The organism is Rhodanobacter sp. UC4443_H10 (assembly GCF_052978325.1).
Map to the genome: position 1 here is coordinate 1,209,456 of NZ_CM129668.1, position 21,300 is coordinate 1,230,755.

A 21,300-nucleotide genomic window follows, 5' to 3' on the forward strand; every position below is an offset into this window, starting at 1 on the left:
CCGGCCGGGGCCGGGCTCGCACACTCGCATCACGACGTGACTCAGTTGCCGTCGTAGCCGTCGTCGCGGTCGTAGCCGTCGTCGCGGATGTAACGCGTCTGGTACGGGTCGTCGTATACCACGGTACGCGTTTCCACCACGCGGCGGGTCACCACCGGCGCACCGTACTCGTAGACCACCGTGCGCGGCGCGCGGTAGACCGGCTGGTCGTAATAAACCGGAGCCGGCCGCAGCGCGTCGGCGACCAGGCCGACCACGGCACCGGTGACGATGGCCCCGGCGATCCAGCGGCCGCCGCTCCAGTGGCCGCCATGACCGTAGTAGCCGCCGTGATAACCGCCATGGTGACCGCCGTAGTAGCCACCATGGGGACCATGCCCGCCCCAGCCGCGCGCGGACGCGCCCAGAGGCATTGCCAACGCGGCGACCAGCGCCAGGCCGATCGCGGCACTCTTGCCGGAAGCACGCAAACCCGCTGTGTTCATGATCGTTCTCCGTTGTACGCGGGGATAGTCGAGCGCGCGGGCTTAATGCGCACTGAAAGGTTCACGGCTTGATGCGCGCCGTATCCCACGGGTTGACTCCCGTCACGGCCCGGCGCCGGCGCAGCAGCCAGCAGCCGTGGATGTCGGCACGGCGGGCGAAGTCGAACGGGATGCTGGGCGCGCTCCAGTCCTCGATCTCGAAGTGCGGCTCCAGCGCCTCGCGATCCAGCTTGAAGCGACGGAAATTGTTGGAGAACACGATCACGCCGTCACGGGTGAGCCGTTCGTTGCAGGCTTCGAGCAGCTTCACGTGGTCGCGCTGCACGTCGAAATCCTCGGCGCGCTTGGAGTTGGAGAAGGTCGGTGGATCGACGAAGATCAGGCCGTAATGGCCGCGATCACGCTGCAGGAACTCCAGCGCGTCGAACTGCATCAGCCGATGGTCGGCGCCGGTGAAACCGTTCAACGCGAGGTTGCGCGATGCCCACTCCAGATAGGTGGCCGACAGATCCACGCTGGTGGTTTCCAGCGCGCCGCCGGCCGCCGCGTGCACGCTGGCGGTGGCGGTGTAGGCGAACAGGTTGAGGAAGCACTTGCCGTCGGCCAGCTCGCGCACTTTCGCGCGCACCAGCCGGTGGTCGAGGAACAGGCCGGTATCGAGATAATCGGTGAGGTTGACCAGGAACTTCAGGCCGCCCTCCTCCACTTCGATGAACTCGCCGCGCTGGTCGAGCTGGCCGTACTTGGAACCGCCCTTGCCGCGCTCGCGGGTCTTGATCGCGATGCGTTCGCGCGGCACGCCCAGCACCTCGCCGGCGACGCGGGCGATCTCGCGCAGGCGCAGGCGCGCCACGTCGGCGGGGATATCCGCCGGCGCGCGGTACTCCTGGATGTGCAAATGGTCGTCGCCACCCGTGTCGCCGTAGACGTCGATCGCCGCCGCGTACTCGGGCAGGTCCTGGTCGTAGGCGCGCCAGCAGTGGATGCCTTCGCGGGTGAGCCGCTTGCGCAAATGCCTGACGTTCTTCTCCAGCCGGTTCTTCAGCATCTGCGCGCCCGGCGAGAGCGGCCTGGGTTCGCGCGGCGTCTCGTCGCGCGGCTTCAGGTCGAACGTCAGCAGCACGGTTTCCAGTGCGCCGTTGTACAGCGCGTAGCGCTTGTCCGCATGCAACTGCATGGCACGCCCCAGCTCCAGGTCGCCGGCCAGCACCGCGGCGCGCCAACCGGTGAAGCGCTGGCGCAACGTGTCGCCCAACGCGCGGTAAAGCTTCGGCATCTCGGCGCGGTCGCCGAGGCGCTCGCCGTACGGCGGATTGGTGATGACCAGGCCGTAGCCGACGCCGGGCGGCGGCGCGGCGCGGGCCATGTCCTGCTTGTCCAGGGTGAAAAAGCCGGCCACGCCGGCGGCCTGCGCGTTGCGTTTGGCCGTCTGCACCATGCGCGGGTCAGCGTCACTGCCGAAGAAGCACGGGCGCAGCGCGCGCAAGCCGGTCTCGGCACGCTGCTTCGCCTCGTCCAGCAGGCTGCGCCACAGCGCGATGTCGTGCTGCTGCCAGCCGAGGAAGCCGAAGTATTCGCGGCGCAGGCCGGGCGCCACGTCGGCGGCCATCAACGCACCTTCGATCAGCAGGGTGCCCGAGCCGCACATCGGGTCGAGCAGCGCGCCGCCGCCGGCGTAGACCTCGGGCCAGTGCGCGCGCAGCAGCATCGCCGCGGCGAGGTTTTCCTTGAGCGGCGCCTCGCCCTGCTCCTCGCGCCAGCCGCGGCGATGCAGCGGTGAACCCGCGAGATCAAGCGATACGGTGGCGCGGTCGCGCCGCAGGCGCAGGTTGATGCGGATGTCCGGCTCGTCGGTGTCGATGTCCGGGCGCGAGCCGTCGCGCTGGCGGAACTGGTCGACCACCGCGTCCTTGGTGCGCAGGCCGACGAACTGGCTGTGGGTGAGCTTGCTCAGCGCGGTGCCGGCGTCCACGGCGAAGGTGCCGTGCGCGGCCAGGTGCGCGCTCCAGTCGATCGTCTGCACGCCGCGATACAGCGCCTCGTCGTCGGCCGCGTCGAACTCGGCCAGCGGCAGCAGGATGCGGCTGGCCAGGCGCGACCACAGGCTGGCGCGGTAGGCGGTTTCCAGCGTGCCGGAGAAGTGCGCGCCGGCCAGTGCCTCGCGCACGTCGAGCGCGCCGAGCGCGACCAGTTCGTCGCGCAGCAGGTATTCCATGCCTTTCGGGCAGGTGGCGAAGTAATGGTTCATGCGGCGCTCGCCAGGCGTTCGAGCATGGCCCGGAACTGCGTCGCGATCAGCTCCATGCTGGAACCCAGCCGGTGGTCATCGTCCAGCACGAGCAGCGGCAGCCGGCGCTTCGCGGCGAACGCCTGCACGCCGGCCAGCGGGCACACCTCGTCGCGCCAGCCATGGATCAGCATCGTGGGCACGCCGGGACGCAGATCGAACGCCCGCGCGTATCCCGGGACTTGACTGGGCGTGGCGAGCAGCAACAGCCCGGCCACGGGCACCTCCAGGGAGACCAGGCCGGAGACGAACGCGCCCATGCTCGACCCGACCAGCAGTGGCGGCGCGTCCAGCGATTCGATCGTGGCGCGCAGGCGCGCGATCCGCGGCGCCACCGACCCGGCATGGCCGCGCGCGTCGTCGCTGCGGTAGTCCGGTCGCTGCGTGCGCCAGCCCAGCGACTCGGCCAGTGCGGCCAGCGCGCTGACCTTGGTCGCCTCCGGCGCGGAATCCGAGCCGTGCGAAAGAATGATCTGGCCGCGCATGGCGGTCTCCGGAAAGGCCAAAAGCAAGACGCGCATGGTAGCAGGCGGCGTTTCCGCCTCCGGCCGCGCCATGCGAGACTTGGCCGATGTCCCTGACCCTCCACGACCAGCCGCTGCCCTACGTCGACCGGCTGCCCGAGCGCCCGGCCGAGGCCATCGAACTGGTGGTGATCCACTGCACCGAGCTACCCGACCTGGCCATGGCCCGCGAATACGGCGAACGCGTGCTGCATCCGAGCGGCACCGGCAACAGCGGCCACTACTACATCGACCGCGACGGCACGATCTGCCGCTACGTGCCCGGCACGCGCATCGCCCATCACGTACGCGGGCACAACGCGAATTCGATCGGCATCGAGCTGGTGAACGCGGGCCGCTACCCCGACTGGTTCGACTCGCGCCGCCAGACCATGACCGAGCCCTACCCCGCCGCGCAGATCGACGCCCTGCTTGCCCTGCTGACGCAGTTGCGCGCGGCGTTCCCGAACCTGCGCCGGATCGCCGGCCACGAAGACCTGGACACCGACCTGATCCCGGCCAGCGACGATCCCGCGCAGCAGATCCGCCGCAAACTCGACCCCGGCGTGCGCTTCCCGTGGGACGCCATCGTGCCCGCCTGCGGCCTGCAACGGCTGCGTTAGACTGCGAACCAGCCTCCCCCGGCCCAGGCCATGTCGGAATTCACCGTCCAGCCGCTGCTGCAAACGCCGCTCGTCGCGGCGCACGACGTGCATTGCCGCGGCGAGTGCCGTCATCGCAGCGCGGAGGAATGCGCGGCCGCGACGCACCTGGTGTTTCCGTATCGCGGCCTGTTCCTGCGCCACGTCGGCAGCACGCAGTCGGTGGCCGATGCGAACCACGTGCTGCTGTTCAATGCCGGCCAGGACTACCAGGTCAGCCATCCGGCGACTGGTGGGGATGCCTGCCTGTCGCTGTCGATCGCGCAACCGCTGCTGCGCGAGCTGGCGCCGACCGACCTGCTGCAGCGTCGCGACGAACCGGTCTTCCACGGCCAGTCGCTGCGCATCGACGAACGCGCCCAGGTGCTGGTGGCACTGCTGCGCCACAGCCTGCGCCACGGCAACATCGAGCCACTGGAAGCCGAGAGCCTGGCGCTGACCCTGGTCTGCCGCAGCCTCGGCCCTCGCACCACCCATGCTCCCGGCGCCAGCCACGCGCGCCAGCGGCTGGTGGACCGGGCCAAGCTGCTGCTGGCCAGCGACCTCACCCGGCGCTGGACGCTGGCCGAGATCGCCGCGGACATCGGCGGCTCGCCGGTCTACCTCACCCAGGCCTTCCAGCAGGTCGAAGGCATGCCGCTGTACCGCTACCACCTGCGCCTGCGGCTGGCGCATGCGCTGGACCGGATCGCCGATTGCGAGGACGTCGCCGCCCTGGCGCTGGACCTCGGCTTCTCCAGCCACAGCCACTTCAGCGCCGCGTTCCGCCAGGCTTACGGCCGCACGCCCAGCGCGTTCCGCCAGGCCGCGCTGACGCGCGCATCGTGAGTCGCTAAAGATCCTGACAGCCGCGCCTGTCGCGGCATGGTCTCCTGCGCTTGCCCGATCCCGGGCAGCCCACGGAGAACCCCCATGAACGAGAAAACCTGCGCCGCCTGCGACTACCCGCTGGACCACAACGCGATCGAAGTGACCATCGGCGGACGCACCGTCGAAGTGTGCTGCGAGGAATGCGCGCAGAAGCTGCGCGAGGCGGCAGCGCAAGCGTGAGCGGCGAAGTCCCCCTCGCCACAGGATCGGCGCCCCTCGGGGCGCCGATCCGCCGCCGAGAAACGCCCCGGCGGGATCGCCGACATGACCCGGAAACTCCCGAGAACTACCTGATGAGCAATCGTCGCGTCGCCGTGTACGGCGCCTACGGCCATACCGGCCGCTTCGTCCTGGACGAGCTTCGCCGGCGCGGTTTCGTGCCGGTCGCCTGTGGCCGCGACGCGTCCCGGCTGCAGCAACTGGCTGCGACCACCGGCGTGGAAGTGCATGCAGCATCCGTCGACGATCCCGCGGCATTGGACGCCGCCTTCGCCGACGCCGCCGCCGTGCTGCATTGCGCCGGGCCGTTCCTCGACACGGCGGGGCCGGTGCTGGATGCCGCGTTGCGCGCACGCATCCACTATCTGGACGTGGCGGCGGAACAACGCGCCGTGCTCGATACGTTCGCACGCGATGCGGCGGCGAAAGCCGCTGGCGTGACCGTGCTGCCGGCGATGGCCTTCTACGGCGGCCTCGCCGACCTGCTCGCCAGCGCCGCGCTCGGTGGCGCCACCGATGCGGATGCCGTGGACATCGCCGTGGCGCTCGACGGCTGGCATCCCACCCGCGGCACCCGCATCACCGGCGAGCGCAATCATTACCCGCGCACCTGCATCGAGCACGGCCGCAGCCGCACCGTGCCCGACCCCGCGCCGCTGCGCGAGACGGATTTCCCGGCCCCGTTCGGACGACTGGAAACCGTGCTGCTGCCCTTGTCCGAGGCCGTCGTGCTGCCACGGCACATCACCTGTGGCGACCTGCATTCATGGATGAACCTGGCTCCGCTGCGCGACCTGCGCGATCCGTCCACGCCGGCACCGGTGGCCGCCGACGGCAGCGGGCGTTCCGCGCAGCGGTTCGTGGTCGACGTACGCGTACACCGAGACCAGCGCCGCCTGCGCGCCGTCGCCAGCGGCCGTGACATTTATGCGGTGACCGCGCCGCTGCTGGTGGAAGCGTTGCAGCGCATTCTGGACGGCCGCGTCAGCGGTACCGGCGCACTCGCCCCGGGCCAGGCTTTCGACGCCCGCGACTTCCTGGCCGCGCTCGATCCCCGGCAGATCGCCGTCACCTTCGACCGCTGAACGGGGATCGCGGGGCACCGCCGCTATACTGGCGCCCCCTGCAAGGATCCCCCATGAGCGAAGACCACGTCGCCGAACTCGTCGAACTGCTGCAGCTCGAACGGCTGGAAGACAACCTGTTCCGCGGCCAGAGCCGCGACATCGGCACGCGTTTCGTGTTCGGCGGCCAGGTGCTGGGGCAGGCCTTGTCGGCGGCGCAGCAGACAGTGGACCCGGCGCGCGAGGCGCACTCGCTGCACGCCTATTTCCTGCGCGCCGGCGACATCCGCGCACCGATCGTCTACAACGTGGAACGCACCCGCGATGGCGGTTCGTTCTCCTCGCGGCGGGTGGTGGCGATCCAGCACGGCCAGCCGATCCTCAACGGCTCGATCTCGTTCCAGCTCGCCGAGCACGGCGTGGAGCACCAGACCTCGATGCCCGAAGTGCCCGCGCCGGAAGACATCGAGCCGATGCATCCGCTGCCGGCCGACGAACTGGCGCGGCTGCCGGTGAAACTGCAGCGCTGGCTCGGCATCGACGGCCCGTTCGAGTTCCGCCAGGTGTGGCCGCGCGACGAGATGCACCCGGTCAAGCGCCCGCCGATCCAGCACATCTGGTTCCGGCTCACCGCGCCGATCGACGATTCGCCGATCCTGCACCGCGCGCTGCTGGCGTACGCGTCGGATTTCCACCTGATCGGCACCGCCACCTTGCCGCACGGCATCTCGTACATGACCCAGAACGTGCAGATGGCCAGCCTCGATCATGCGCTGTGGTTCCATCGCCCGTTCCGCGTCGACGAATGGCTGCTGTACTCGTTCGACAGCCCCACCGCGCAGGGTGGGCGCGGCCTGGCGCGCGGGCAGATCTTCAGCCGCGACGGCGCCCTGGTCGCCTCCAGCGCGCAGGAAGGGCTGATCCGCGTGCGCAACGGCGTGGCCGGGGACGACTGAACGCCCGGTTCAAGGCTGTTCGCGTAAACTTCCCGCATGCGCCAGATCTATACCTCCCCCCGCCCGGAAAACATCGATTCGGTGGTCGCCCTGATGGCCGAGCACGGCATCCAGGCGACGGTGTCCAATCGCTCCAACTACCATCGGCGCGGCTGGCAGCGGCACAGCTATTCGCCGCGCCGGCAGGATCGCAGCCAGTGGCCGCAGGTGTGGATCACCCACGCCGACGACTACAGCCAGGCGCGCAAGCTGCTGATGGGCCTCGGCATCGAGCCGGTGATCCGCCACGGCGAGGAACTGGCCGCCACGCGCAACGCCTCGCCGCTGGAGCGCCGCGCCCGCATCGCCACCCGCGTGCGCCGCGTGCTGCTGCTGGCCGTGCTGGCGGTGTTCGCGGTGCAGATGCTGCGCTACCTGCGCGTGTTCTGAACCGGGCCGCGCCGGCATAGAATCGGACCATGCGCCGCTCCGATCCCGTCCGCCTGTTCCAGACCCTGCCGCATGCCTGCGGCTACTACGCCGAGCGCACGGCGCAGAACCTGGTGCTGGACCCGGCCGCGCCGCAACTGGATCAACTTTACGGGCCGGCGCTGGAACGCGGCTTCCGCCGCGCCGGCGGCCACCTCTACTACCCGCATTGCCCGCAGTGCCACGCCTGCACGCCCTGCCGCATCGACGTGGAAAACTTCCGGCCGGATCGCGCGCAGAAGCGCTGCCTGAAGCGCAACGCGGATCTCACGGTGGTCGAATGCATGCCCGGCTACAACCGCGAGCGCCACGCGCTGTACGAGCACTACCTGCGCACGCGTCATCCCGGCGGCGGCATGGATGATGCCGACGCCAGCGATTTCCGCCGCTTTCTCACCGCGCCGTGGAGCCCCACGCTGTTCCTCGAACTGCGCCTGGGCACGCGCCTGCTGGCGCTGGCGGTGACCGACGTGTGCCCGAACGGGATCTCCGCCGTCTACACCTTCTACGACCCCGCCGAAACCGCGCGCAGCCTGGGCACCTGCGCGATCCTGCAACAGATCGAACTGGCCCGCCGCCGAGGCATGCCCTGGCTGTACCTGGGTTTCTGGATCGACGGCCACCCGAAGATGGATTACAAGCGCCGCTTCAAGCCGCTGCAGATTCGCGGCACGGATGGCTGGCGCGAACTGGCGTAGGGCGGGCACTGCCCGCCGCTTCGCTGGCGGCAGAGGAGTGAGTGAAGAGGAGCGAGAAGTGAGAGAAAGCGGGATGACGCAGACTGGATGCTTTCTCTCACTCCTCACTTCCAACCTCTCACTTCTCGCTCCATCGGATACGGGTAGAGCTTTTCCAGCGGCATGGAGATGCCGTCGTCGCCGACCACGCGGCAATGGCTGCGGTCGAGCTGGCGCGGGTCCTCGACACCGCAGCTGTGCGCGATGATGCCCACCTCGTGCATCACGTTGCGGGCGTAGTTCGCCACCTTCTCGCACTTGTCGGTGACCACCAGGCCGCGCTGCAGCTTCGGGTTCTGCGTGGTGATGCCGGTGGGACAGGTATTGCGGTTGCATTGCAGCGACTGGATGCAGCCCAGCGCCAGCATGAAGCCGCGCGCCGAGTTGACAAAATCCGCGCCGGTAGACATCGCCCGCGCCACGTCGTAGGCGGTGATGCACTTGCCCGAGCAGATCACCTTGATGCGCTGGCGCAGGCCGCGCCGGATCAGCACGTTCACCAGTTCCGGCAACGCCTCGTGCAATGGCAGGCCGACGCCTTCCATCAGCGTCTGCGGCGCCGCGCCGGTGCCGCCCTCGGAGCCGTCGACGATGATGAAGTCCGGTGCGCTCTCGATGCCGCGCAGCTCGACCTCGTCGCACAGTTGCTCGATCCAGTCCATGCCGCCGAACACCGCCTTGAAGCCGGTCGGCTTGCCGGTGAGCTCGCGGATGTGCGCGATCGCATCCATCAGCTGCGCCACGTTGGCGATGTCCAGGTGGCGGTTCGGGCTCTGCGAATCCTCGCCGACCGGGATGCCGCGGATCGCCGCGATCTCCTCGGTCACCTTGGCGCCCGGCAGCAGGCCGCCCATGCCCGGCTTGGCGCCCTGGCCGAGCTTGATGCTGACCATCTTCACCTGCCTGTGCGCGCAGATCGCGAGCAGCTTGTCGTCGTCGAGCTTGCCGTCGCTGGTACGCACGCCGTACTTGGCGGTGCCGATCTCGAACACGAGGTCGCAGCCGCCCTCCAGGTGGTACGGCGCCAGACCGCCTTCGCCGGTGTCCATCCAGATGCCGGCCTTGGCCGCGCCGATCGACAGCGCACGCACCGCCGGCGCCGACAGCGCCCCGAAACTCATCGCCGAGATGTTGAAGAACGCGGCGTGATCGTACGGCTCGCGCGCGTACGGGCCGATGCGCACCGGCTTGGCATCCACGTGGTGATCGCCCAGCGCCGGGAACGGTGCGTTGACGAAGAACGGCACGCCTTCGGCGCGCAGGTCGCGGGTGGAGCCGAACGCGTTGGTGTTCTCGGCGTTTTTCGCGGCGCGATAGACCCACACGCGCTGCGCGCGGTTGAACGGCAGTTCCTCGCGATCGCTCGAATACAGGTACTGGCGAAAGAACTCGCCCAGGTGCAGGAACCAGTAGCGGAAGTGGCCGATCACCGGGAAGTTGCGCAATACCGCGTTGGCGGTCTGGTTGCGGTCGATCACCCACGTGGCCATCAGCACCAGCACCGCAACCGCCAGCAGCATCAGCGCCAGCAGCGCGAAGGTCTCCACCAGTACCACCAGCCAATGCGAAAAACCCGTCGATTGCATGCCGCCTCTCCCCCGTCGTCATCCGGTGCAATACCGCAAGCGTAACCCAACGGCGCGCACCGCCTGGCTCACAGCTCGATGCGCAACGCCTCTTTCGCGCGCACCGCCTTGGCCACTGCCGCCTCCAGCGTGCCGGCGCGCGCCAGCGTCACCGCCATGCGCCGGCGGCCCTTCACCTCCGGCTTGCCGAAGATGCGCAACTGCGTGTCCGGCTCGGCCAGCGCCGCGGCCACGCCGTGGTAACGCGGCCCCGTGCCATCGCCTTCGACCAGCACTGCGCACGACGCCGACGGTCCGTATTGGTGGATCACCGGGATCGGCAGGCCGAGGATCGCGCGCGCGTGCAGCGCGAACTCGGAAAGCTCCTGCGAGATCAGCGTGACCAGACCGGTGTCGTGCGGCCGCGGGCTGACCTCCGAGAAGATCACCCGATCGCCCTTGACGAAAAACTCCACGCCGAACACGCCCCAGCCGCCCAGCGCGGCGGTCACCGCCGCAGCCTGCCGCTGCGCTTCGGCCAGCGCGGCTTCGCTCATCGGCTGCGGCTGCCAGGATTCGCGATAGTCGCCGTCCTCCTGGCGATGGCCGATCGGTGCGCAGAAGCTGACGCCATCAACGTGGCGCACGGTGAGCATGGTGATCTCGTAATCGAAATCGACGAAGCCCTCGACGATCACCCGGCCCTTGCCGGCGCGCCCGCCGGACTGCGCGTACTCCCACGCGTGCTGCAACTCGTCGGCACTGCGCACCACGCTCTGGCCCTTGCCGGACGAACTCATCACCGGCTTGATCACGAACGGGTAGCCGATCGCGGCGGCGGCCTCGCGGTACCGGGCCTCGTCGTCGCAGAAGCGATACGGCGAAGTCGGCAGCTGCAGCTCCTCGGCCGCCAGCTTGCGGATGCCTTCGCGGTCCATGGTGAGCCATGCCGCGCGGGCAGTCGGGATCACCCGCTGCCCTTCCTCTTCCAGCGCGAGCAGGGTCGGCGTGTGGATCGCCTCGATCTCCGGCACCACCAGGTCGGGCCGCTCGGCCTCGATCACCGCACGCAGCGCGGCGCCGTCGAGCATGTCGATCACGTGGCTGCGATGGGCGACCTGCATCGCCGGCGCGTCGGCGTAGCGATCCACCGCGATCACCTCCACCGCGTAGCGCTGCAACTCGATCGCCACCTCCTTGCCCAGCTCGCCGGCGCCCAGCAGCAGCACGCGCAGCGCGTGGTCGGTATGGGGCGTGCCGAATGGCTTCATCGGGTTCTCCGGTGCGGGCAAACCGGCATTGTATGCGGCCACGCGGGGTGTCCGGCGGCGGCGTTCACGGCATGCCGGAAGTTCGCTTGCATCAGATATCATTTTGATATCTAATTTTCCCACCTCAGGGAGACTGCTCATGAACGAACATCAAGGTTTTTCGGTCGCCGGCATTCCTTTCGTCGGCTTTTGCCTGGTGCTGGCCGGCATCGGCGTGTGGCTGGTGCTCGGCGCCATCCACGGCCAGCCGGACGCGCCGCCGCTGGCGCGGTTGCTGGGCGGCGCGCTGCTGCTGGCGATCGACGGCTTTCTGCTCAAGGGCTTCTTCCAGGTCGCGCCGAACGAGGGCCAGGTGCTGCAGCTGTTCGGCAAGTACGCCGGCACCGTGCGGGTCGAGGGCCTGCGCTGGACCAACCCGTTCTACTCGCGCCAGCGCATCTCGCTGCGCGTGCGCAACTTCGAGAGCGGCAAGCTCAAGGTCAACGACAACGACGGCAATCCGATCGAGATCGGCGCGGTGGTGGTGTGGCAGGTGCTGGATACCGCCGAGGCGGTGTTCTGCGTCGACGATTACGAGGACTTCGTGCACATCCAGAGCGAATCCGCGCTGCGGCAGATGGCGCAGAGCTACCCCTACGACGCCCACGACGACGGCAAGCCCTCGCTGCGCAGCCACGGCGAGGTGATCAACAACCACCTGCGCGACGAGATCCAGGCGCGGCTGGAGAAGGCCGGCGTGCAGGTGATCGAGTCGCGCATCAGCCACCTCGCCTACGCCCAGGAAATCGCCCAGGCGATGCTGCAGCGCCAGCAGGCCGGCGCGATCATCGCCGCGCGCACCCGCATCGTGGAAGGCGCGGTCAGCATGGTCGGCATGGCGCTGGTGCAATTGCGTGCGCAGGGCGTCGTGGAACTCGACGAGGAGCGCAAGGCGACCATGGTCAGCAACCTGCTGGTGGTGCTGTGCGGCGAACGCGGCACCCAGCCGGTGCTGAACACCGGCACCTTGTACTGACCCGTGGCCGGCGAAAAAAAAGCCTACCCGCTGCGCATCAGCGCAGCCGTACTCGACGCCATGCAGCGCTGGTCGGACGACGAACTGCGCAGCGTCAACGCCCAGATCGAGTACGTGCTGCGCGAGGCATTGCGCAAGGCCGGCCGGCTCAAGGCCGGCCCGATCCGGCCGACGCCGGACGACGACGCAGACTGACCCCACCCATCCCCGAAGCCTGCCCATGCCCACCCATCCGACCAACCTGTCGGCCAGCGGCCCGCACCTGAAGCTCGCCGTATTGTTCGGCGTCGCCGGCGCGTTGGCCACGCTGGCACTGATGCCTTATCTGCTGGCGCTGGTGCCGACGCAGCTCACCGCACTGCACTGGCCGCTGCCGGCCATCGTGCTGACGCAGGTGGGAGCGACCGGCGTGCTGTGCTGGTTGCTCGGCTGGGCGGGCCTGCGCCTGGGCGCACCGTACGGACTCGACGCACCGTGGCTGCGCGCCTGGGTATATGCGCAGCCGCGCGATCCGGCGCGGCGTTCGCGCTGGTTGCTGGCCGCGCTGCTCGGCGTACTCGCGGCGCTGGGGGTGATCGGCGTGTCGCTGCTCGGCCCGCAGCCGGCTCACACCGGGACGGTCATCGCGGCCTGGCGCGGCGCGCTGGCATTGCTCTACGGGGGCGTCGTGGAGGAAGTGTTGTGCCGCCTGTTCCCGATCGGCGCCATGGTGTGGATGCTGGCGCGCGGCAACGGACGCGTGGCGCGGCCGTGGATGTTCATGCTGGCAATCGTGCTGGCCGCGCTGCTGTTCGGCGCCGGCCACCTGCCCGCTGCGCACACCGCCGGCATGCTCGGTACCCCACTGCTGGTGGCGCGCATCGTGCTGCTCAATGCCGTAGTCGGCATCGTCAGCGGCGGCCTGTTCTGGAAATACGGACTGGAGCACGCGATGCTCGCGCACTTCTGCGCCGACGTGGTGCTGCACGTGACCCTGCCGCTGATCGGCACCTGACGATCAACGCGTGTCGGCGCTCACCGCCTGCAATTGCGGCAGCTTCAGCAGGCGCACCTTCGGATGTTGCCCACCCGTCACGAACAGCCACGGCCCCTGCAGCACGATCGATTGCACGGGCGGCACGCCGTCTTCGGCGCCGAGGCGTTGCAGCGGCCGGCCGTCGCGGGCGTCATAGACGACCAGCTCGCGCGTCTGCGGATCGACCACCAGCAGCCAGTCGTGTCCGGCACCCTGCCAGTGCACCAGCTGGTTTGCCGCGGGAAGTTCCGTCGTTTCATCGGACGCCGGCAGCCACGACCACAGCAGGATCGCCGACAGCACGACGAGCAGCACGATGCCGGGCCGGCGCAGACGCTGCAGCAAGCGCCCGGGCCACGCGGCCGTGTCGGATGAATGCCGAAGGGCGATGCGCATGTCCATGCCGCCACCATCGCCGTCGACGATGACCGCCGCATGACACTTGCCGAAACTATTCGTGACGCGGGCGCAGCGCCCAACCCAGCGCCAGCCAGCCGATCACGAAGGCCAGCCCGCCGAACGGCGTGATGATTCCCGTCCAGCGCGGCGCACCGAGCGCCAGCGCGTACAGGCTGCCGCTGAACAGCACGATGCCGGCGGCAAACGCCACCGTCGCCACGCGCGCGCCGCGGCCGTGGCCGAGCGCCACGGCGAGCGCCAGGGCCAGCGCGTGCCAGGCGTGATATTCCACCGCGGTATGCCACAGCTCGACGGCACGGGCGTCCAGCATGCCGCGCAAGGCATGTGCGCCGAACGCGCCCAGCAGCACCGCGCTGGCACCGGCGAGACCGACCAGCAAGGCAGTGGCGAGGTGGGCAGGTTGTCGCATGGGCGGTGAATCTCCCGCACCGTCGGCGCCGCGGCGCGGCCGGTGTCGTATGCTTGAATGGATGAAGCTGCAGGATTCTCGCATGAAGTCACTTCGCACCCGCCTTGCCGCCCTGCTTGCGCTGCTGGTTGCCGGCACGCTGCTCGCCGGTTGCCACGGCGCGACGCCGCTGCCGTTCCGCCTGACCGACCTCACCGGCCACATGCCGCAGCTCGAGTTCAACCTGACCAGTGACGAGAACAAGCCGGTGTCCGCCACCGACTATCGCGGCAAGGTGGTGCTGCTGTTCTTCGGCTACACGCATTGCCCGGACGTCTGCCCGCTGACCATGGCCCAGCTGCACGTGGTGATGAAGAAGCTCGGCGCGCAGGCCGACGGCGCACGCATCCTGTTCGTCAGTGTCGACCCGACGCGGGACACGCCGGCCGTGCTGCACGGCTACGTCAACGCGTTCGACAAACATGCGATCGGGCTCACCGGCGCACCGCGCGCGGTCGAGGCGCTGGTCAAGCGCTACCGCTCCGCGTTCACCCGCGAGCCGTCCGGCAAGGACGGCAACTACGAAGTGAGCCACAGCTCGGCGATCTACGTGTTCGACCGCGACGGCAACCCGCGCGTGTTGTACACCCCGGCCGACAAGCAGGACGACCTGGTACACGACCTGCAACTGCTGCTCGACCAGGGAGAACCGACATGAAGCACGCCCGCCTGTTTGCCCTGCTCGCCGGACTGTCGCTCGCTGCCGGCGTGCATGCCGCGGCCGCCGACCAGGTGCACGCCAGCCACGCCTGGATTCGCGTGTTGCCCGGCACGTTGCCGGCCGGCGGTTACGTCACGCTGGAAAACCGCGGCGACCAGCCGGTTGCGTTGACCGGCGCGCGCAGCACGGCATACGCGGAAGTGATGCTGCACCACAGCTCGACCCAGGGCGGCATGAGCCGCATGGCCATGGTCGAATCGTTGCCGATCCCCGCGCACGGCAGCGTCGTGCTGGGGCCCGGCGGCTATCACCTGATGCTGATGAAACCGGCCGCGGCGGTGTTACCCGGCAATCGGGTGCAAATGCAACTGCAATTCGACGACGGCAGCAGCCTGCCGGTCGACTTCGCCGCCCGCCCCGCCAATGCGCTGGGCGACGAGGCCCCCGCGTCTGCCCATTCCGGGCACTGATTCAATCCGCTCAGTCGTGCGCGCTGCCGGCGATCACCGCCGGCGGCAGCGGCTTGCGCGGCAGGCGCCCGTTGCGTGACAACCGCATCCAGTGGCGCAGCGCAATCAGGCCGCCGACCGACTCGATCAGCGCCGCCGGCACCCAGGTGATCAGCCCGCCGACCATCTGCCCGGTCAGCACGTTGAAGGTAAACGCGCGGCCGCAGATCTCGAAGATCGGATAGAGGTCGGTGCGCGAGAACGTGATGATCGCGCCAGCCAGGATCTGCGGCGTCATGGTGATCGCCGGCGACAGCACGCGCATGCCTGCCACCATGCGACCCGGCGGATGCGGGCGGTGATCGAGCACCAGCGCCCAGTAGGCAAAGCCGCTGAGCAGCATCGTCCAGTTCATGAAGCGGTACACGCGCCAGTCCAGCATCGCCAGCGTCTGCAGGCCCGGGATCAGCCAGATCAGCACGAACACCACGAACAGCACGGTGACGATCGTGGGATTCATCAGCACGCCCATCACCGACCGCCACGGCCACGACCGCTGCAACGGCCGCAGCCACCGCGCCCGCCACGCCAGCGGCAGGCCGGCGCGCAGCGCACTGGCCGGATAGGCGATGACGATCAGCAGCGGCGCCAGGTGGTGCAACAGCAACTGCTGCAGGCGATGCATGAAGAACTCATGCTCGGCGTAGTAATCGAGATAGGTGTGCAGCGACAGGTAGATGATCGCCATGCCGATCCAGAACGCCAGCCGCCGGCTGGACGGCACCCTCAGGCGGCGGCTGCCGCGCCAGTACAGCACGCAGGCCAGCACGAACGTGGCCAGGAACAGCCACGAGAACTCCCACGGCACCACCCATTTCAACAGCGTTGCAATCACGATCGGCTTGCTTCCACGTCCGTCAGCACCGGCACGACCGGCGACCACCGCCCAGCATAGTGCGCCGCGCCGGCGCCGTCTGCCCTGCCGCGGACGGTCGCTTGCGGCAGATTGCCGCCATCAGCGTCGACGCCGGCTGTGGCGGGTGCGACGCCAGCCGTACAGCAGGCCGATCAGCACCACCAGCGCCGGCACCAGCACGATGTTGATCACCTTCACGCGCAGGCCCAGCGCGTCGATCTCGGCATTGAGCTGGTGCTGCACGTCGCGCAGCTCCTTGTTGATGGCGAGCTGGCGCTGGCGGAACTGCTCGATCTCGCGGCGCTGCTCGGGGGTGACCGTGCTCGACCGCGCACCCTTGGCCGGCTGCAGCTCGTCCAGCCGGCGGCGGGTGTCGGCCAGCTCCTTCTCCAGCTCCTGCTCCTTCTGCAGGAACTTCTGGTCGGCCACGTTGCGCAGCGCCTGCACCCGGGTGAACGGCCGCTGCGAGGTGGAGCGCGCGCGGATCGACAGCAGCGCCGACGAGCCGCTGAGGTTGTCGACCAGGTTGGTGACGAAATCGCCGTTGTTGGCGAAGATGCGCACCATGGTCTGGCCCAGCACGGTCTGCGGCTCCACCCACAGACGATCGCTGAGCACGTCGGTGTCGGCCACCAGCACCACCTGTGCGTTGGCCGCCGAATGCGCACGGTGGCCCGGCTTGCCGGCGTCCTGGGGAAACGCGCTGACGAAGGTGCCACGCAACCGCGCCGCCAGCACGTAGTGCGCGTTGTCCGCCTTGTAGTCTTCGAGCAGGCTGGTCGGATCGCTGCTGGCATCCATCACCCGCTGGGTCGGCGCCAACTCGGCGTCGGCACTGCTCTGCAGCAGCGGGACCAGCCGCGCGGTCGCGGTCCGGGTGAGGTCGAAATGGCCGATGCTGGAGACGTTGATGCGCTGCAGGCTGGCGGTCACCGGATCATTGCGGTTGAGCTCCTGGTCGCCCAGCCCGAGCATTGCCGGATGGTTGAGGCTGCTGCCGGCCAGCTCGATCTGCAGGCCGCGGCTGCGGTCCAGCACCACCTCGCGCGGCTGGTATTCCACGCCCCACGCGGCGAACAGGCGCGGCAGGTCCGAGGCGTGCGCAGGCAAGCCGCTGATGTCGGGCGTGAACGGTGCGGCGTCGAGCTCGGCATCGGGATCGACGAACACCACCAGGTGGCCGCCGCCCATCACGTACTGGTCGATCGCGTACTGCGCGGCCGGCGGCAGCTGCTTGGGGTGGATCAGCAGCAGCACCTTCAGGCGATCATCCACGTGCTGCAGGGTGGCGGCGTCGAGGGTCTTCAGCTCGAACAACTGGCCCAGCTGCTGCATCACCGCCCAGGGCTGCTCGCCCAGCGCCAGGTCGCCCTGCACCGGCAGCGAGCTGAGCACGCCGATCTCCGGCTTGCGCACCTGGTTCAGCTCGTACAGCAGCTTGGCGATGTCGTATTCGAGGAAGGCCTCGCGCGAGGGATCGAAGAACGCGATCGAGAGCGATTTTTCCGGCGTGCCGGCGTCCTCCGCACCACGCGCCTCGCCCGGCGCCATGGCGCTGCCGGCCAGTCCGAAGAACACCCGCTCGCCGTTGCTGCCGCCATTGGCGGCAATCAGCCCGCTGCCCTCGGCGCCCGCCTCGTCGTCCGAATACGGCACCGGGTCGATCACGCGCAGGCGGATACGCCCGTGCGAGCGCGCCACCATCTCCTGCAACATCTCGTTGACGCGCCGCTCGTAGCTGCGCAGCTTGGGCAGGTCGCGGGTGGCGTGCTCGGAGAAGTACAGGGTCAGCTGCAGTGGCCGTTGCAGGCTGTCCACGATGTGCCGCGTGCCGGGCGTCAGCGTGTAGAGCTGGTCAGCGGTCAGGTCGATCCGCGTGGCATGCAGCCAGCGGCTGCTGGCCACCACCAGCGGCACCAGCACCAGCACCAGCGCCACCAGGCCGGCGTACAGCCAGCTGCTGCGGGTCAGGCGCAGCGGCGTGGTGAGCAGGCGGGGCAGGCGCAGGCGCGGCATCGTTCAGCGCGTCCGCTTGAGGTCGAGCAGCAATACGCCGGCGACCAGCCAGCCCAGCGTGCTGAGCACGAAGTACAGCAGGTCGCGCAGGTCGAGCACACCGCGCGAGATCGCCTCGAAATGACGCAGCATCGAAAGGTGCGCCACGGCGTTGATGAGGCGCCGCGGCAGCGCGCCCTGGAAGAAATCCAGCACCTGCGGCTGCCCGGCCAGGATCAGCAGCACGCAGACCAGCGCGGTGAGGATGAAGGCCACCACCTGGCTGCGCGTCAGCGCCGACAGGCAGGCGCCGATGGCGATGAAGTTGCCGGCCATCAGCCAGCTGCCCAGGTAGCCGGCCAGGATCACGCCGTTGTCCGGCGCGCCCAGGTAGTTGACGGTGATCCAGATCGGAAAGGTCAGTGCCAGCGCCAGCCCGATGAACAGCCATGCGGCGAGGAACTTGCCGAGCATCGCCTGCCACAGCGTCAGCGGCAGGGTGAGCAGCAGTTCCAGCGTGCCGCCCTTGGTCTCCTCGGCCCACATGCGCATGGTGATCGCCGGCACCAGGATCAGGTACAGCCACGGGTGCATCACGAAGAACGGCTGCAGGTCGGCCTGTCCGCGCTCGTAGAAATCGCCGACGTAGAAGGTCAGGATGCCGGCGAGCACCAGGAAGATCACCAGGAAGACATAGGCCACCGGCGTCGCGAAGTAGCTGCCCAGCTCGCGCCGCACCACCGCGTTGACCGGACTCATGCCGCCACCCCGCGGCCGACTTCCTCACCGCTGGTGATCTGGCGGAACACCTCGTCGAGGCGGCCGCGTTCGAGCTGGATCTCGGAGACTTCAAGCCCCTGCTCTTGCAACAGCCGCTCGACCGGTTCCAGGATGCGCTCGCCCGGCTTGGGGAACACCGTGACGCGACCGTCCAGAGGATCGATCTCCACTCCGGCCACCTGCGGCAGCCGGCCCAGCATTTCCTGCGACATGCCGCTGCCCGGCGCACTGAACGATACCGCGCCGTGATAACGCGAGCGCGCCTCCAGCTCGGCGGGCGTGGCATCCGCCAGCAGCTTGCCGCGGGCGATGATCACCACCCGGTTGCACAGCGCGTGCACTTCTTCCAGCAGGTGGGTGGAGATCAGGATCGTGCGGTCGCGCGCCATCATGTCGATCAGCTGGCGCACCGCGTGCTTCTGGTTCGGGTCGAGGCCGTCGGTGGGTTCGTCCAGCATCAGCACCGGCGGGTCATGCAGGATCGCCTGGGCCAGGCCCACGCGTCGGCGCAAACCCTTGGACAGCGTGTCGATGCCCAAGCCGAGCACCTCGTCCAGCTGCAGTTGCTGCACCACCGCATCCATGCGCCGATAGCCCGCCTCGCCGCGCAGCCCGCGGATGCGCACGATGAATTGCAGGAACTCGCGCACGGTCATCTCGCCGTAGCTGGGTGCGCCCTCGGGCAGATAGCCCAGCGCGCGCTTGGCCTTCAGCGGTTCGCGCATCGCGTCGTAACCGCACACCCGCGCGCTGCCGGAGGTCGGCACCAGGAAGCCGGCGATCATGCGCATGGCCGTGGACTTGCCCGCGCCATTGGGTCCGAGCAGCCCCAGCACCTGGCCCGGCTCGACGCGGATGCTCAACGCATCCACCGCCGTGAGGTTGCCGTAGCATCGGGTGAGTTTGTCGGTTTCGATCATGTCCGCGAGCGGGCTGTGGCCGGGCTGGCGACGCGCTGGCCGCCGGCCAGTCGGGGCGCCGGAGTGTCCCGGCAATGTACCGCAAGAGCGCCGCGACCGCGCGCACGTCCGGCGTGCAGTCGCAGGGGCGCCCAAGAAAAAGGCCCTTTCGTCACGAAAGGGCCTTCATCGAACAGCTGCCGTGCGCCAGGTTTATTCGGCGGCAGTGGCAGCCGCAGCCGGTGCGCTGGAGGCAGCCGGTGCGGGCGCCGAACCTGCAGCCGCCGGTGCACCGTTCTGCTCGGGCGGAAGCAGGCCTGCTTCCTGCTCCGGCGTCTGCGCCGGCGCGTCGAGCAGCGGCAGCGACACCTGGTGGCGTGCGTAGCTGGTGATCGCACCGGTGGAATCCCTCACCTCTGCCGCGACCACGATGTCGTAGGGCGGGTTCACGGTGCTGTCGAACTTGTAACCGTGGGTCTGCGCGTAGGCGGTGAGCATCTTCACGGTCTGCGGCACGCCGTTGAAGGTGCCTTCCCAGATGCCCTGCAGCGTGGAACCGCCGAAGGCCATCATGCCGCGCACATCGCCTTCCACCACCAGGTTGCCGAAGCGGTCGCGGGTGCCGGCCGTGGCGGCGGCCGCGGCGGCTGCGGCGGCGGAAGCGGACGGCGCCGGCTCGGCGGCTGCGGTCGCGTCCAGCGTGGGCGCGACGGGAGCGGTCAGCTGCTCGCTCTGGCCGTTGATGGTCAGCGTGCTGGAGTCGATCGGCAGGGCCACGTCGAAATCGAAATCCGGATCGCCGTAGTTGGTGATGAACAGGATCGCCGGGCCGGTCACGTTCACGCCCAGCTTCTTGGCCTGCGCCTTCAGCTCGGTCTGCGACTGCGCCAGGATGTCGTCGAGCACTTCGGAGCCGCCCTTGCTGCGGTCGATGTGACGCGTGACGAACAGCACCGGGGTCGGCTGCGACTGCGCGATCTTCGGCATCAGGCCGCTGTAGTCGACGTTGGCCACGCCGGCCAGCACGTTCTGCAGGTTGTTCAGGCTGAACTGGATGAACGAGTCCGGATCGCCGTGGATGTACAGGTTCGCGAAGCGGTTGATCAGGTTCCAGCCGTACTGCACGTCGTACGACCAGGTGATCTGGGTCAGGCGGCCGTGACCCTGGCGCTCGAGATCCAGCGTGAAATGCTTGTCCAGACCGCGCCAGTTGTTGTCCAGGTTCCAGACGATGGTCGCATCCTGCGTGTTGTTGTCGATCTGGTCGAACTGCGGCGTGGCGCTGGCGATGGTCAGACCGCCGTCACCCAGCTTGGGGTCGGTGCTGGTCCAGCTGATCTCGGAACCCGGGCCATACGCCTTGCCGGAGAACTTGAACTGCACGCCGCTGTCCTGTGAACGGAGCACGGAGTAATCCGGGAAGCGCCGGAAATTGTTCAGCAGGTCGTACACCTGGCGCATGTCCTTGCCGACAACCTGTGAGCGTTCGACGTGCCCGCTGGAGGGCATGACCACCGCCGCCACCACGCCAATCACCGCGACGATGACCAGGGCAACCAGAAATTCAAAGACACGCATCATTCCAGAGTTCTCCGAAGCGTCTTTACGCCATACC

General features: G+C 68.8%; 24 protein-coding genes. 12 read left to right on the forward strand and 12 right to left on the reverse strand.

Annotated elements, in window-relative coordinates; genetic code table 11:
- Positions 1-41: 41 nt before the first annotated feature.
- From ACVCMB_RS05765 to ACVCMB_RS05775, 3 genes are all read right to left on the reverse strand, one after another.
- Entirely contained in the window at positions 42-485 is a 444-nt protein-coding gene (locus ACVCMB_RS05765; RefSeq protein ID WP_447100072.1) for a hypothetical protein, read from the reverse strand.
- Positions 486-546: 61 nt separating this feature from the next.
- The gene (gene rlmKL, locus ACVCMB_RS05770) at positions 547-2,733 is read right to left on the reverse strand and encodes a bifunctional 23S rRNA (guanine(2069)-N(7))-methyltransferase RlmK/23S rRNA (guanine(2445)-N(2))-methyltransferase RlmL (protein WP_447106390.1); all 2,187 of its coding nucleotides are present in this window, start codon (positions 2,731-2,733) and stop codon (positions 547-549) included.
- A complete protein-coding gene (locus tag ACVCMB_RS05775) occupies positions 2,730-3,257 on the reverse strand; it encodes an alpha/beta hydrolase (protein WP_447106391.1) in 528 nt (175 codons plus the stop codon). The genes rlmKL and ACVCMB_RS05775 overlap by 4 nt, the downstream gene beginning before the upstream one ends.
- Before the next feature lie 86 nt (positions 3,258-3,343).
- Here ACVCMB_RS05775 and ACVCMB_RS05780 point away from each other — a divergent pair, with 86 nt between their 5' ends.
- The 7 genes from ACVCMB_RS05780 (at position 3,344) to ACVCMB_RS05810 (ending at position 8,212) form a co-directional block, all read left to right on the forward strand.
- Positions 3,344-3,898 (forward strand): N-acetylmuramoyl-L-alanine amidase, encoded by a 555-nt coding sequence (locus ACVCMB_RS05780; RefSeq protein WP_447100069.1) that lies wholly within the window; start codon positions 3,344-3,346, stop codon positions 3,896-3,898.
- Positions 3,899-3,928: 30 nt separating this feature from the next.
- Complete coding sequence (locus tag ACVCMB_RS05785; RefSeq protein ID WP_447106392.1) at positions 3,929-4,765, forward strand: helix-turn-helix transcriptional regulator; 837 nt, start codon at positions 3,929-3,931, stop codon at positions 4,763-4,765.
- Positions 4,766-4,849: 84 nt separating this feature from the next.
- Positions 4,850-4,987 carry a hypothetical protein gene (locus ACVCMB_RS05790; protein WP_395119426.1) on the forward strand — a complete coding sequence of 46 codons (138 nt, stop codon included), beginning with the start codon at positions 4,850-4,852 and terminating at the stop codon, positions 4,985-4,987.
- 113 nt (positions 4,988-5,100) lie between these two features.
- Complete coding sequence (locus ACVCMB_RS05795) at positions 5,101-6,111, forward strand: saccharopine dehydrogenase NADP-binding domain-containing protein (RefSeq protein ID WP_447106393.1); 1,011 nt, start codon at positions 5,101-5,103, stop codon at positions 6,109-6,111.
- A gap of 53 nt (positions 6,112-6,164) precedes the next feature.
- Positions 6,165-7,046 carry an acyl-CoA thioesterase gene (locus tag ACVCMB_RS05800; RefSeq protein ID WP_395119430.1) on the forward strand — a complete coding sequence of 294 codons (882 nt, stop codon included), beginning with the start codon at positions 6,165-6,167 and terminating at the stop codon, positions 7,044-7,046.
- Between the two features lie 36 nt (positions 7,047-7,082).
- Positions 7,083-7,475 (forward strand): hypothetical protein, encoded by a 393-nt coding sequence (locus ACVCMB_RS05805; RefSeq protein ID WP_395119432.1) that lies wholly within the window; start codon positions 7,083-7,085, stop codon positions 7,473-7,475.
- A gap of 29 nt (positions 7,476-7,504) precedes the next feature.
- The gene (locus tag ACVCMB_RS05810; RefSeq protein WP_447106394.1) at positions 7,505-8,212 is read left to right on the forward strand and encodes an arginyltransferase; all 708 of its coding nucleotides are present in this window, start codon (positions 7,505-7,507) and stop codon (positions 8,210-8,212) included.
- 104 nt (positions 8,213-8,316) lie between these two features.
- Here the strand turns inward: ACVCMB_RS05810 and ACVCMB_RS05815 are convergent, their stop codons facing one another.
- Together ACVCMB_RS05815 and purT are read right to left on the reverse strand one after the other, a co-directional pair.
- Positions 8,317-9,837, reverse strand: coding sequence for an FMN-binding glutamate synthase family protein (locus tag ACVCMB_RS05815; RefSeq protein WP_395119436.1), 1,521 nt, complete (start codon positions 9,835-9,837; stop codon positions 8,317-8,319).
- 68 nt (positions 9,838-9,905) lie between these two features.
- Entirely contained in the window at positions 9,906-11,087 is a 1,182-nt protein-coding gene (purT, locus tag ACVCMB_RS05820; RefSeq protein WP_447107221.1) for a formate-dependent phosphoribosylglycinamide formyltransferase, read from the reverse strand.
- Between the two features lie 139 nt (positions 11,088-11,226).
- On the opposite strand from purT, the gene ACVCMB_RS05825 reads away from it, so the two are divergent.
- Genes ACVCMB_RS05825 through ACVCMB_RS05835 form a run of 3 tightly spaced genes read left to right on the forward strand, consistent with a single transcriptional unit; the run spans position 11,227 to position 13,096 of the window.
- Positions 11,227-12,102, forward strand: a complete 876-nt coding sequence (locus tag ACVCMB_RS05825) for an SPFH domain-containing protein (protein WP_447106395.1) — start codon at positions 11,227-11,229, stop codon at positions 12,100-12,102.
- A 3-nt stretch (positions 12,103-12,105) separates the two neighbouring features.
- Entirely contained in the window at positions 12,106-12,297 is a 192-nt protein-coding gene (locus tag ACVCMB_RS05830) for an Arc family DNA binding domain-containing protein (RefSeq protein WP_395119440.1), read from the forward strand.
- Positions 12,298-12,322: 25 nt separating this feature from the next.
- On the forward strand, positions 12,323-13,096 hold the full coding sequence (locus tag ACVCMB_RS05835; RefSeq protein ID WP_395119442.1) for a CPBP family glutamic-type intramembrane protease: 774 nt from the start codon (positions 12,323-12,325) through the stop codon (positions 13,094-13,096).
- Between the two features lie 3 nt (positions 13,097-13,099).
- On the opposite strand, the gene ACVCMB_RS05840 is transcribed toward ACVCMB_RS05835, so the two are convergent.
- The gene (locus tag ACVCMB_RS05840) at positions 13,100-13,513 is read right to left on the reverse strand and encodes a hypothetical protein (protein ID WP_447106396.1); all 414 of its coding nucleotides are present in this window, start codon (positions 13,511-13,513) and stop codon (positions 13,100-13,102) included.
- A gap of 55 nt (positions 13,514-13,568) precedes the next feature.
- Positions 13,569-13,946 carry a DUF423 domain-containing protein gene (locus ACVCMB_RS05845; RefSeq protein ID WP_447098518.1) on the reverse strand — a complete coding sequence of 126 codons (378 nt, stop codon included), beginning with the start codon at positions 13,944-13,946 and terminating at the stop codon, positions 13,569-13,571.
- Positions 13,947-14,028: 82 nt separating this feature from the next.
- Here ACVCMB_RS05845 and ACVCMB_RS05850 point away from each other — a divergent pair, with 82 nt between their 5' ends.
- Entirely contained in the window at positions 14,029-14,643 is a 615-nt protein-coding gene (locus ACVCMB_RS05850) for an SCO family protein (protein WP_395119449.1), read from the forward strand.
- Positions 14,640-15,116: a copper chaperone PCu(A)C gene (locus tag ACVCMB_RS05855; RefSeq protein WP_447106397.1), complete on the forward strand. Its 477-nt coding sequence runs from the start codon at positions 14,640-14,642 to the stop codon at positions 15,114-15,116. The genes ACVCMB_RS05850 and ACVCMB_RS05855 overlap by 4 nt, the downstream gene beginning before the upstream one ends.
- Positions 15,117-15,126: 10 nt before the next feature.
- On the opposite strand, the gene ACVCMB_RS05860 is transcribed toward ACVCMB_RS05855, so the two are convergent.
- The 5 genes from ACVCMB_RS05860 to ACVCMB_RS05880 all read right to left on the reverse strand — a co-directional run bounded on the left by ACVCMB_RS05860 (position 15,127) and on the right by ACVCMB_RS05880 (position 21,266).
- On the reverse strand, positions 15,127-15,990 hold the full coding sequence (locus tag ACVCMB_RS05860) for a cytochrome c oxidase assembly protein (protein WP_447106398.1): 864 nt from the start codon (positions 15,988-15,990) through the stop codon (positions 15,127-15,129).
- Between the two features lie 120 nt (positions 15,991-16,110).
- On the reverse strand, positions 16,111-18,027 hold the full coding sequence (locus ACVCMB_RS05865; protein ID WP_447106399.1) for a GldG family protein: 1,917 nt from the start codon (positions 18,025-18,027) through the stop codon (positions 16,111-16,113).
- Between the two features lie 3 nt (positions 18,028-18,030).
- Entirely contained in the window at positions 18,031-18,765 is a 735-nt protein-coding gene (locus ACVCMB_RS05870) for an ABC transporter permease subunit (protein ID WP_395119457.1), read from the reverse strand.
- The gene (locus ACVCMB_RS05875) at positions 18,762-19,706 is read right to left on the reverse strand and encodes an ABC transporter ATP-binding protein (protein ID WP_395119459.1); all 945 of its coding nucleotides are present in this window, start codon (positions 19,704-19,706) and stop codon (positions 18,762-18,764) included. Before ACVCMB_RS05875 ends, ACVCMB_RS05870 begins: the two co-directional genes overlap by 4 nt.
- A 192-nt stretch (positions 19,707-19,898) precedes the next feature.
- Positions 19,899-21,266, reverse strand: coding sequence for a polyketide cyclase (locus ACVCMB_RS05880; protein WP_395119461.1), 1,368 nt, complete (start codon positions 21,264-21,266; stop codon positions 19,899-19,901).
- Between the last annotated feature and the right edge of the window lie 34 nt (positions 21,267-21,300).